Source organism: Marinomonas sp. G8-14, assembly GCF_055808935.1.
This window is the reverse complement of the sequence record NZ_CM147891.1, coordinates 3,295,975-3,307,766: the sequence shown is the minus strand read 5'-3', so window position 1 is coordinate 3,307,766 and position 11,792 is coordinate 3,295,975. Positions and strand designations below refer to the sequence as shown.

At 45.3% G+C, this 11,792-nt stretch carries 7 protein-coding genes and 2 pseudogenes; 7 read left to right on the top strand and 2 right to left on the bottom strand.

Annotation, left to right across the window (positions count from 1 at the left end):
• The first annotated feature begins 38 nt into the window (after positions 1-38).
• From AC0L6V_RS16875 to AC0L6V_RS16845, 7 genes and pseudogenes are all read left to right on the top strand, one after another.
• A complete protein-coding gene (locus AC0L6V_RS16875; protein ID WP_265219542.1) occupies positions 39-1,007 on the top strand; it encodes a carbohydrate kinase family protein in 969 nt (322 codons plus the stop codon).
• 468 nt (positions 1,008-1,475) lie between these two features.
• The gene (locus AC0L6V_RS16870; RefSeq protein ID WP_265219540.1) at positions 1,476-2,828 is read left to right on the top strand and encodes an ABC transporter substrate-binding protein; all 1,353 of its coding nucleotides are present in this window, start codon (positions 1,476-1,478) and stop codon (positions 2,826-2,828) included.
• 117 nt (positions 2,829-2,945) lie between these two features.
• Positions 2,946-3,956, top strand: a complete 1,011-nt coding sequence (locus tag AC0L6V_RS16865) for a carbohydrate ABC transporter permease (RefSeq protein ID WP_409418813.1) — start codon at positions 2,946-2,948, stop codon at positions 3,954-3,956.
• Between the two features lies 1 nt (position 3,957).
• Entirely contained in the window at positions 3,958-5,097 is a 1,140-nt protein-coding gene (locus AC0L6V_RS16860; RefSeq protein WP_418138447.1) for a carbohydrate ABC transporter permease, read from the top strand.
• Between the two features lie 76 nt (positions 5,098-5,173).
• A pseudogene (locus AC0L6V_RS16855) lies at positions 5,174-6,269 on the top strand (ABC transporter ATP-binding protein).
• Between the two features lie 69 nt (positions 6,270-6,338).
• Positions 6,339-7,956, top strand: a pseudogene (locus AC0L6V_RS16850) (alpha-glucosidase).
• Between the two features lie 113 nt (positions 7,957-8,069).
• Positions 8,070-9,176, top strand: a complete 1,107-nt coding sequence (locus AC0L6V_RS16845; RefSeq protein ID WP_265219536.1) for a LacI family DNA-binding transcriptional regulator — start codon at positions 8,070-8,072, stop codon at positions 9,174-9,176.
• 23 nt (positions 9,177-9,199) lie between these two features.
• Here AC0L6V_RS16845 and AC0L6V_RS16840 read toward each other — a convergent pair whose 3' ends face one another.
• Positions 9,200-9,916: a 3'-5' exonuclease gene (locus AC0L6V_RS16840; protein WP_265219534.1), complete on the bottom strand. Its 717-nt coding sequence runs from the start codon at positions 9,914-9,916 to the stop codon at positions 9,200-9,202.
• Complete coding sequence (locus AC0L6V_RS16835; RefSeq protein ID WP_265219533.1) at positions 9,916-11,772, bottom strand: putative nucleotidyltransferase substrate binding domain-containing protein; 1,857 nt, start codon at positions 11,770-11,772, stop codon at positions 9,916-9,918. The genes AC0L6V_RS16840 and AC0L6V_RS16835 overlap by 1 nt, the downstream gene beginning before the upstream one ends.
• Positions 11,773-11,792: the final 20 nt, after the last annotated feature.

The window sequence follows — 11,792 nt, the reverse complement described above, 5'->3', positions numbered from 1 at the left end:
TCTTTTTCCTATCTTCGATTCACAAAGAGAACCAAGTAATGACAACAAAAGTAATGGCGTTCGGTGAAGCCTTAATTGACTTTCTTTCAAATGGAGCCACTCAAGCAGGAGAGCTCGAATCCTTTACCAAGTTTCCTGGCGGTGCGCCAGCAAACGTGGCCGTGGCGGTCGCCCGTTTAGGTGGCAACAGTCATTTTGTGGGTCAAGTAGGTGATGATGCATTTGGTCATTTCTTAAAAGCGTCTTTGGATGGCTACGGTGTTAATACTGAAAATATGCTGATGACTAAGGAAGCCAAAACGGCACTGGCATTCGTCAGCCTAGATCAAACAGGCGAGCGTAGTTTTGAGTTTTACCGCAGCCCTTCTGCGGATATTTTGTTTAAAGAAGCCGATTTTGAGGCGTCGTGGTTTGCCGAAAAAGGCGTTTTTCATACGTGTTCCAATACCTTAACGGATGCGGATATTACTAAAGCAACGCTCGCTGGAGTCAGCATGGCACGTGCGGCTCATTGGATTGTCAGTATTGATGTGAACCTGCGCATTAATTTGTGGCCAAACGGACAAGTGGATACCAAGCGTGTTATCGATTGGATGCAAAGCGGTGACGTGGTGAAAGCCAGTCTTGAGGAGCTTGCTGTTTTGGCGGCAGATCCGTTTGCTTTAATTGATGAGTCTTTAGCCGCTGGTGTCACCTTATTTGTGTTAACGGACGGCGCGAATCCGATTCGTTTTTACACAGCAGCCCATGGTGAAGCGACAGTTCTTACACCAAAAGTAGAAGTAAAGGATACCACGGCAGCGGGTGATGCCTTCGTCGGTGGTTTACTTTATAAGCTGGCAGAACAGGGCGGTGATCGTGCTTCTCTGCATACATTATCTGCGCAGGAATTGGTGGATATTGTGCGTTTTGCGGCGGCTTGTGGTGCGGATTCTGTGACGAAGTTAGGTGCTTACCCTTCTTTGCCGACGCTGAGTGAAGCGCAAGCACAATTAAGTCGTTTCTAACTGACACAAAGCAAATATTTGCTTGTGCTTTGGCCGCAAGTGGCTTTTAAGTTAAACGGTTAAGACAATATTTAGTGACTCTAATAGCGATAAAAAGCGTGGTGATACCACGCTTTTTTTATGCGAAAAATAAGTACATAATGTGCAAATATACGATATGAAAGCGACGTTTATTGTGTACTTTTTTGCCATTAACCTGCTGAATTTAGTGAAAAAACCTATTTCTGTTGTTTTTTCATACAACCCACATCGATGAAATAAGATTCGCATTTTGGTGAGAATCTACTAAATTTTAAAAATAATTAAGTCAATATTAAGGAGTCTAAGCCCTTGAAGGGCGTGATTTGTTTGTGAATAATCAAATTTCTTCTTAATCCTTATAGAAGACATGTTTACCTTGTTTCGACCTATGATAATAAAAACAAAGGCATGCTATGGGTTTCCCAAGCCAGCCTGTGAGGAGCAATGATGAAAAAATCTCTATTGTCTGTGGCGGTCGCCCTGACACTATCCACAAACGCTGTGCACGCAGCTGACCTTTTATTTGCACCAGGTGAAGACGCTCGTTTTAGTTGGAGCAGCTATGATGCTTTAAAATCCGTTAACTTGTCTGGTGAAACTGTTTCTGTCTTCGGTCCTTGGATGGGAGACGAGAAAACCAATTTCGAACGTGTAATTGCCTACTTTGAAAAAGCCACTGGTGCAAAAGTGAACTATGCTGGTTCAGATTCTTTTGAACAGCAAATAGTGATCGATGCCCAAGCTGGTAGTGCGCCTAATATTTCTGTTTTTCCACAACCTGGTTTGGCAGCAGACTTGGCGGCAAAAGGCTTTATTAGTCCGCTTAGCGATACTGTCAAAAATGCCGTAGTAAAAGACTATGCGGCAGGTCAGTCTTGGGTTGATCTTGCGACATTTAAAAACCAGAAAGGACAAGACGATTTCTATGGTGTTTTCTATCGCGCTGATTTGAAATCTTTGGTTTGGTATTCGCCAGATAACTTTGCCGATGCAGGTTATGAGGTCCCTGAAACCATGGAAGACCTAAAAGCGCTAACCGAACAGATCGTTGCTGATGGCGGTACGCCATGGTGTATTGGTTTAGGTTCTGGTGCGGCAACAGGTTGGCCTGCGACGGATTGGGTAGAAGATCTATTGCTCCGTACTCAGCCAGCGTCTGTCTATGATGGTTGGGTAACTAACGACATTAAGTTTGATGACCCACGTATTGTGGGTGCGATTGAAGAGTTTGGCTGGTTCGCGCGCAATGATAAGTTTGTTGATGGTGGTGCGGGTGCCGTATCGTCGACGGATTTCCGTGATAGCCCAAAAGGTTTATTCCAGTCTCCTCCTAAGTGTTATTTGCATCGTCAAGCGTCATTTATTCCGGCTTTCTTCCCTGAAGGTACTAAGCTTGGTTTAGACGCAGATTTCTTCTACTTCCCATCGTATGCGTCCAAAGATTTGGGTAATCCAGTCTTAGGTGCGGGGACTTTGATGAGTATTACCAATGATTCGAAAGGGGCGCGTGCCTTTATTGATTTCATTCGCTCACCGATTGCTCATGAGCTGTGGATGGCACAAACGGGTTTCTTATCGGCACATTTAGGTGCTAATCCTGAACTGTATTCAAGTGAAGCCGCGAAGAAGCAAGGCGAAATTTTACGCTATGCTACCACTTTCCGATTTGATGGGTCTGATTTGATGCCAGGCAAAATCGGCGCGGGCTCGTTCTGGACTGGCATGGTGGACTACACCGGCGGTAAAGATGCCAAAGAAGTGGCTCGTGACATTCAAAAAACATGGGATGCTTTGAAGTAATACTTCTATAGAACCCCTAAGCCAGTGTGTGCTTAGGGGTTTTCGTCCTTTGTTGCCAAATAAATATGAGTAACCTAATGAGTTATCTCATGTGCTGTATGTATTTTTGGAGATTCTATGGCCCAGCTCGCTTCCGCGTTAGTGACCATGATATTGGGTGTATTGGGATGTGCTGTCTACTTTTATGGCTCCAACATTCTTCTAGACAAGATTTTCCCGACGAAAAATCGCCCTGCACAACAAGTCGCTAGTAACCTACGCATTGCTAACAGTATTCGTCCTTGGTTGTTTCTCGGCCCTGCCGTGTTATTGCTGACGTTTTATCTTTTTTACCCGGTGATCGACTCTATTCGTTTGTCTTTTTTCGACCGTAGTGGTGAAGAATTTGTCGGCCTGTCCAATTACACGTGGTTATTTGGTAGTGATGAGTTTTTCGAATCCTTCCGAAATAACATGTTGTGGCTGATCGTTGTGCCGACCGCTGCGACCTTTTTTGGTTTGATTATTGCCACCATGACGGATCGTATTTGGTGGGGCAATATTGCTAAAAGTCTTATCTTTATGCCGATGGCAATTTCCTTTATTGGTGCCTCGGTGATTTGGAAGTTTATTTATGATTACCGCAGCGGCGGCGATGCACAAATTGGTTTGTTAAATGCCGTTGTGGTGTTCTTTGGGGGTGAACCGCAAAACTGGATCACTATTCCTTTCTGGAATAATTTCTTTTTGATGATCATTTTGGTCTGGATCCAAACGGGATTTGCTATGGTGATTTTATCTGCTGCATTACGTGGCATTCCCGATGAAACTATTGAGGCGGCGGTACTCGATGGGGCAAATGGTTTACAAATTTTCTTTAAAATTATGGTGCCACAAATTTGGGGAACCATTGCGGTAGTATGGACGACGATCACCATACTGGTGTTGAAAGTCTTTGATATTGTTTTGGCGATGACGAATGGCCAATGGGATACGCAAGTATTAGCCAATCAGATGTTTGATTGGATGTTCCGTGGTGGCGGTGATTTTGGTCGTGGCGCGGTTATCGCGATAGTGATTATGGTGTTGGTGATTCCAATTATGGTGTGGAATATTAAGCGTGCAAACGCAGAAATGGAGGGGCGCTAATATGATTGCATCCTCGAAACGGTCGCCATTGACTTATTTGGTTCATGCCACTGTGTTGTTTTTAGTGGTGATTTGGACCATTCCAACAGCTGGTTTGTTTATTTCCTCTATTCGAGACAAGGATCAGTTATCTGTATCTGGCTGGTGGACAGCGTTGTCAACGTCAGAACAGCTGATTATTGCTCGAGCAAACGATCCTAAAACACAGGTCCAAGAAGGGGATCAGTTTGTTATTCGCGGTAATATTTTGGAGGGAGCTTCTGGCTCTGTGACTAAGTTTGGTTTTAGTTCTTTGGAACCTGAAGCATTTGACGCTGGTACGGTTGCAGACCTTAGAAAAGGCCAAACATTGCAGGTGATGGAGAATGGTGACTATGTGTTTTCTTCTCCAACGCCATGGCAAGGGCGCAGTCAGCGGATTTTTTATACGGCAGAAATTCCACCCCGCTTTACCTTGGATAATTACCGTGAAGTGTTGAGTACAGAAGGTTTAGGTAAGTCTTTTATCAATTCTTTAACCGTGACCATACCGGCAACCATTATTCCTATTTTGGTGGCAGCGTTTGCGGCTTATGCTTTGGCGTGGATGAGATTTCCTGGTCGGGCTTTATTGGTTGCGGCAGTGGTTGGTTTGTTGGTTGTACCGCTACAAATGTCCTTGATTCCATTGTTAAAAAGCTACAACCTGATTGGTGAGTTTTTTGGTGTGGAATCAAAAACTTACGTGGGCATCTGGCTGGCTCATACGGGCTTCGGTTTGCCTTTGGCGATTTATTTATTACGTAATTATATTGCGGGATTACCGGGCGAAATTATTGAGTCAGCTCGTGTTGACGGTGCCTCAGACTTTGATATTTTCCGTAAAATCATCTTGCCTTTGTCTTTCCCTGCTTTGGCGTCATTTGCCATTTTCCAATTCCTTTGGGTATGGAATGACTTGTTGATCGCTATGGTATTTCTTGGCAACAATGAAGAACATTTGGTGTTAACGGGGCAGCTGCGTGAACTATTGGGTTCTCGAGGTGGTAACTGGGAAATTCTGACAGCGTCCGCCTTTATCACCATTATTGTTCCTTTGTGTGTCTTCTTTAGTTTGCAGCGTTACTTGGTACGCGGCCTGCTAGCGGCTTCTGTGAAATAACATTACTTATACCTATACGAGTGGGTTGAGCTGGCTCCCTACTTAAGGTCAGTATTTAAATTGAGGCAATTGAATCATGGCAGATGTAAAGTTAACCCATGTTAAAAAGATCTACTCAAACAAAGTAGAAGTTCTAAAAGATATTAACTTGGACATCAAGCAAGGCGAGTTTATTGTGTTTGTTGGTCCATCTGGCTGTGGCAAGTCTACTTTGCTACGGATGATTTCGGGACTGGAAGAAATTTCGTCTGGTACTTTGGAGATCGATGGTCAGGTGGTGAATGACATCCCACCCGCTTTACGTGGTATTGCGATGGTGTTCCAGAGTTACGCTTTGTATCCGCATATGTCCGTATACGACAATATGGCGTTTAGTTTGCAAATCGCAAAGGTGAGCAAAGCCGATATTGATCAACAAGTACGCAAGGCAGCGGATATGTTACAGCTAACACCGTATTTGGATCGTTTGCCTAAAGCCCTTTCTGGTGGTCAGCGTCAGCGTGTGGCGATTGGCCGTGCGATTGTGCGTCGTCCGAAGGTGTTTTTGTTTGATGAGCCTTTGTCTAATCTGGATGCGGCGTTGCGTGTGGCGACTCGAATGGAGATTGCCAATTTAAAAGACAGTATGCCGAATTCAACCATGATTTATGTGACCCACGATCAGGTGGAAGCCATGACATTAGCGGATCGAATTGTTTTGTTATCCGCTGGTAATATTGAGCAAGTGGGGCTCGCCATTAGAATTGTATGAGCATCCTGCAAATGTCTTTGTGGCGAAGTTTATTGGTTCGCCTGCGATGAATATTGTGCCTTGTCGAATTGAAAAAGCAGGCGAACAGACTCGTGTTGCTTTGTCTTCTTCGGTGATGGTTGATACACCTATTAAAACCGACTCCGCAGAGCAGTCTAAGCCGGCTTTCTTTGGGATTCGTCCAGAAGACATGGTGGTGGTTGATACGCAAGAACAGGCTTTCTTGTCGGGTGATGTGTCATTTGTGGAGTCTCTAGGGGAGGCGACCTTGTTGTATGTCAAAGTACCTGGGTGTGATGACATGATTATCGCCAAACAAGCGGGCACCTTAAAAACTCAGCGTGGTGATAAGGTTCATTTGTCTGCTTTACCTGAAAAAATGCATTTATTTGATGAAAACGAGCAATCGTATACTCGTTAAGTTGTCCGTTATTTCTCATTGGGGTGGTGTTAAGCACTGTCCCATGTTTTATCTTTTTTGGAGAGTCTGATGACAACCAATCTGAACTGGTGGAAAGGTGGGATTATTTATCAAATTTACCCACGTAGTTTTATGGATGCAAATGGTGATGGCGTGGGTGACTTGGCTGGTATTACCAGTAAGTTAGATTACGTCGCTTCACTTGGTGTGGATGCTATTTGGCTTTCGCCTATCTTTACTTCGCCAATGAAAGACTTTGGTTACGATGTATCGGACTATCGTGATATCGATCCGATGTTTGGCTCGTTGGCAGATTTTAAAACTCTGATCGATCGGGCTTCATGAATTGGGCTTAAAAGTCATGATTGATCAGGTGATCAGTCACTCAGCCGATGTACACCCTTGGTTTGAAGAGAGTCGTCAAGATAAAACCAACCCTAAAGCCGATTGGTATGTATGGGCGGATCCAAAACCAGATGGCTCGCCACCAAATAACTGGTTATCCATCTTCGGCGGCAGCGCGTGGAAATGGGATAGCCGTCGTTTGCAGTATTATTTACATAACTTTTTAGAGTCTCAGCCGGACTTTAATTTCCATAATCCAGATGTTCGTCAGGCGCACCTAGATAATATGCGTTTCTGGTTAGAGCTTGGTGTGGATGGTTTCCGCTTGGATACGGTGAACTTCTATTTCCATAGCGAAGGTTTGGAAGACAACCCACCTGTGCCAGCGGGTGAGCCAAAAACGATGGGCGCACCACACGATAACCCTTATACATATCAGCGTCATGTCTATGATTTGAGCCGTCCGGAAAACTTAGATTTCTTGAAAGACATGCGTGCGATGATGGATGAGTTTCCAGGCAGTACAACGGTAGGTGAAATTGGTGATGATTTCCCACTGAAACGCATGGCGGAATACACTTCTGGCGGCGATAAGCTGCACATGGCCTACACCTTTGATTTTTTGAATAAACCACATACACCGGAATATATCCGTGACGTACTAAAAAATATGCAAGAAATTGTCGGTGATGGTTGGCCGTGCTGGGCATTGTCGAATCACGATGTCGTTCGCTCGCGCACACGTTGGGGAGCTGACGAAGATCCAGAAGCTTACCCGCTAGTTGCTTTGGCGCTGATTCTGTCCTTACGTGGCAGTGTGTGTTTGTATCAAGGTGAAGAACTGGGGTTACCTGAAGCCGAGGTGCCGTTTGAGCGTATTCAAGATCCTTATGGCATTCCACTATGGCCGGTGTTTAAAGGCCGTGATGGTTGTCGTACGCCAATGGTGTGGGATGATTCGGAGCAAGGTGGATTTTCAACGGTAGAACCTTGGTTGCCCGTTGATGCAAATCATTTGCCATTGAGTGTGGCGCAGCAGGAAGCCAATCCGGAGGCTTTGTTGCATAAGGTGCGTCAGTTGATCCATTGGCGTCAGCAGCAGCCAGTTTTGGTTAACGGTGAGTTGTCTCAGCTGGATGTAGGTAATGCGCAATTAATTGGTTTGGTACGTGAATATCAAGGTAATCGCTTGCTCGTAGTACTAAACATGACGAGTGATACTCAGCAGGCTACTGTAAACAGTGGCTTGGTTGAAGTGGACGGGCATGGTTTTACGTCTACGTTAGATGGACAAACATTGACTTTACCGGCTTATCAAGCGTTTTACGCTAAGCTGTCTTAAGCGTTATTGCGCAATGTATTGAGCATTGTTGTTAACAAACCGGTTTGCGTTTTACGTAAATCGGTTTGTTTGTCAAAGCTCTTTTTTGTGAAGCGTGGTTACGAGTGGTTAGTATGACAAAAAACATAAAAAAACTGACTTTAAAAGATGTGGCTGAGCGGTTAGCAGTATCCACAGCAACCATTTCAAACGCCTTTAATCGTCCCGATCAATTGTCGGCGACTCTACGTGAAAATATTCTGAGTGAATGCGAAAAAATGGGCTACTTTGGCCCGAATGCTGCTGCTCGAAGTTTACGAACCGGTCGCACTGGGATTGTTGGTATCGTGTTATCTGATGATCTTAGTTACAGTTTAACGGATCCTGTTGCCAATCAATTCTTAAAAGGTATGGCAGAGGTATTTGAAGCCAACGAATACAACATGTTGTTATTGTCATCTGATCAAGTCGAGCAGGACGCGCAGAGTCGTATGCAATCGTCTATGGTGGATGGTTTTATCGTCTATGGTCATAAGCCTCAGCAATGCATTAATGCGCCTTGGTTGATGCCGAATAAGAACATCATCACGGTGGACAGTTTTATTCCAGGTACCACCTCGGTCAATATAGAAAATCACAGTGGTGCTTACCGAATAGCCTGTCACGCCTTGCAGCACAAGCCAGACGCGGTGGCGATTTTGGGCTTGAGTTTGTTGGCGACCGATCGTGTGTGCCGGATACGTGAAGATGAGCTGTTCGATCGTGCGGCATCTATTTCCATTCAGCGGTTGTATGGTTATTTTCAAGCGCTAGAAGAACATCAGTTATCGGTTGCATCGGAACATATTTGGAATATCCCTGAGAACAATCATAAGCTGGCTTACCAGGCGGCGCGTGAAGCGTTAACCATGGCCAAGCGCCCTCAGTTATTGCTTTGTATGAGTGATTGTATTGCGATTGCTGCTGTACAAGCCGCGTTGCATATGGGGTTACGTGTGCCGGAGGATCTGCAAGTAGTGGGGTTTGATGGCATTGCAGAGGGTGGAAATATTCATCCTTCGATCACGACCATTCACCAGCAAACGGTTGAAAAAGGCCGTGTTGCCGCCGAGGTTTTTCTAGGTCTTAGGGAAGCGAAAGATGTGGTATTAGAAACGGAACTTGTGGTTCGTGAAAGTTGCCCTGCTATTTCTGAGTCCAAGTACATTAACACGGAACACTCTCATTCTGTTTTGGCGTGATTGTTATCTACAAATGGTCATTATCACAGCCAATAATTGGCGATATCGGCTGTTGGGTCCATGTGATGGGCAATTTGTGCTTGTAGTAATTCCGCCGATGATAAGGCATCAGTGAGTGCATGATGTGCTTTATAGCGAGGTAATTTATAGCGCTGACGACAAGCGTCTAAGCGCAACGAAGGTTGTCTGCCAAAGCGCTTCCACCATGGCTTGTAAATAATGTGGCGCTCAATATCCATGGTATCCAGTACGGGAAAATACAATGGGAAGCCGTAGATTTTCATCGAGGCTTCTAGTAGAAACTGACGCTCAATCGCCACGCAATGAACAACGATTACTTGGCCTGTTAGTGCGGCTAAAATCTGGTCTAAAATCGCTTCAAGTGGCGGTGCTTCCGCCAATTCGGAATGAGTGATTTCGTGAATAGTGACGGATTCTGCATTTAACGCTCGCTCAGGTTTTGCCATCCAATACTGGGCACCTTGGCAACGAATGATTTTGTCGCTCAGCGGAATCAAGCCAAGACTGATGATCTCATCTTGGCTCGGATCTAGTCCTGTTGTTTCCAAATCTAAGGCCAGTAATGGCGTATTTTGCAATGAGGTTTGTGGTGTAATCATCCCCGCCTGATAGTAACGTTTCAGTGCTCCTTCTGGCGCTTCTTCTGCCCATTGGGCAAACATGGCTTGCCAGTCTTGAATGTCCTTTTTGGGTTTGTTTTTGAATAAGGGTCTGGCCATTAGCTGCGTTTTCCTGCGTAGCGAAATTTAATAAATTCCTGTTGGCGCGAAACAATATGAAATGCATCTCGTAGATGACGTTTTTCAAAGGAGGACAAGTTTTCAGGATTGACGTGATTATTAGGTTCTTCACCCGCTTCTATTTGCTCTTTTTGATGTCGAATGCGCACCATACCTATCATTTCTAAGGCCAAGGCAAGATCTTTGGCGCGACCATCTGGTAATAATCCTGCCGCCTCTATGTCTTCGATACGTTCTAGCGTGTTTAACTTATCACTGCCACAGGCTAGGGCATGTACTCGGACAATATCTATGATAGGCGCAATGCCTCTCTCTTTTAGGTTAAAAGTACGGGATTGCTTGCCTTCACCATCCAGAACAAACTGTCTAAAGAAGCCTAGCGGTGGCTTGCGTTGATTGGCGTTGCGAGCCATAAAGGTTAAAAAACCGGAGTGCTGTTGCGCTTCACGGCGTATGTGTTGATTGAGTTGGAAGGCGAGCGTTTTATCACCATAGACGCCACGCAAATCAAAAAAGATAGACAGACGTAATAGTGCTTCAGCCTTGGGCCTTTGAATCCATTCACTGAAGTTTTCCTTCCAAACACTGAGCGGCTGACGCCAGCGTGGGTTTGATGCCATGATGTCGCCAGAGCACAAGTCGTAGCCACAGTCATCTAGGTGCCGACAGACCCAATCTGTTAGTGCCTCGAAATAGTCGCCGTGTACCTGTTTGTCGTACTTATCGCTTAATATCAGCGCATTGTCTTGATCGGTCTTTATGGTTTGCTCTTCTCTCGCTTGTGAGCCAAGCGCGATAAAGCAATAGGGCACAGGCGGCGGGCCGAATTTTTCTTCGCCAAGTTGCAGCAAGCGTTTCACAAAGGCGGTGCCTATGTGCGACATGGCGTTACCAATCATTTTCGTATTGGCATCGGCTACGACCAGATGGGTAAAGGTATGGGTCATCTTGCGACTAATACTTTTTAAACCTTCAATGTTAGTTTGCTTATAAATGTCACTGATGAGGTAAATGCTACCGTGGCTTTCTTTTTGAATGATGTCCCCAGTGCTCACGACACCGATAGGACGACCGTTTTTCACCACTGGAATGTGATGAACATTACGCTCCATCATTTTTAGTACGGCCTCAGCGGCATAATCACCGCTGTCCATGACAATTGGGTCACGAGTCATTATGTCTGCAATCGGCGTGTCGTAGGCAAGGCCTTGGGCAACGGCACGAGTCCGTAAATCTCGATCGGTCACAATACCGATAAGCTCACCATTTTCCGTGATGAGCAAACTAGACACTCTATGCTCCGCCATAATTTGCGCTGCGATGCGTATGTTTGAACGGATATCGGTACTAATAGGAGGGCGTCTTAACAGGCTGGCTACGGGACACGTCATTAACGACACGTCTGAGCTTTGTGAATCCATTGCCACACGTAGGCGCACTTCGCGCGCCAATTCAAAGAAGTCTGAAAAATTGTCGTTCTCTTCGTATAGTTTGATAAACCAGCGGGCAGGGATGCGGTACAACAAGCTGTCTTCAATGGTTCGCATGGCTTGCGATGATTTGCCACCACGTAATAGAGAAAAGTAGCCAAATAGCTCTCCTTCGTTCATGCGTCGAATTAACTTATTTTCCTTACTCAGCACCTCTATGGCACCACTACGGATAAAGAAAAGCGTATTATTCAGTGCACTTGGAGCGATCACCCACTCACCAGCACGAACATACTGGATCTCGATTTCCTTAACCATGTCGTTGAGCTGTGGGTCGTCAGCAATCTCATTGAATGGTGCGTGTTGGCAAAGTGCCTCGAGTATTTCTGTTAATTCGACGTCCATCGTACCCTTCCCGTTTAGTG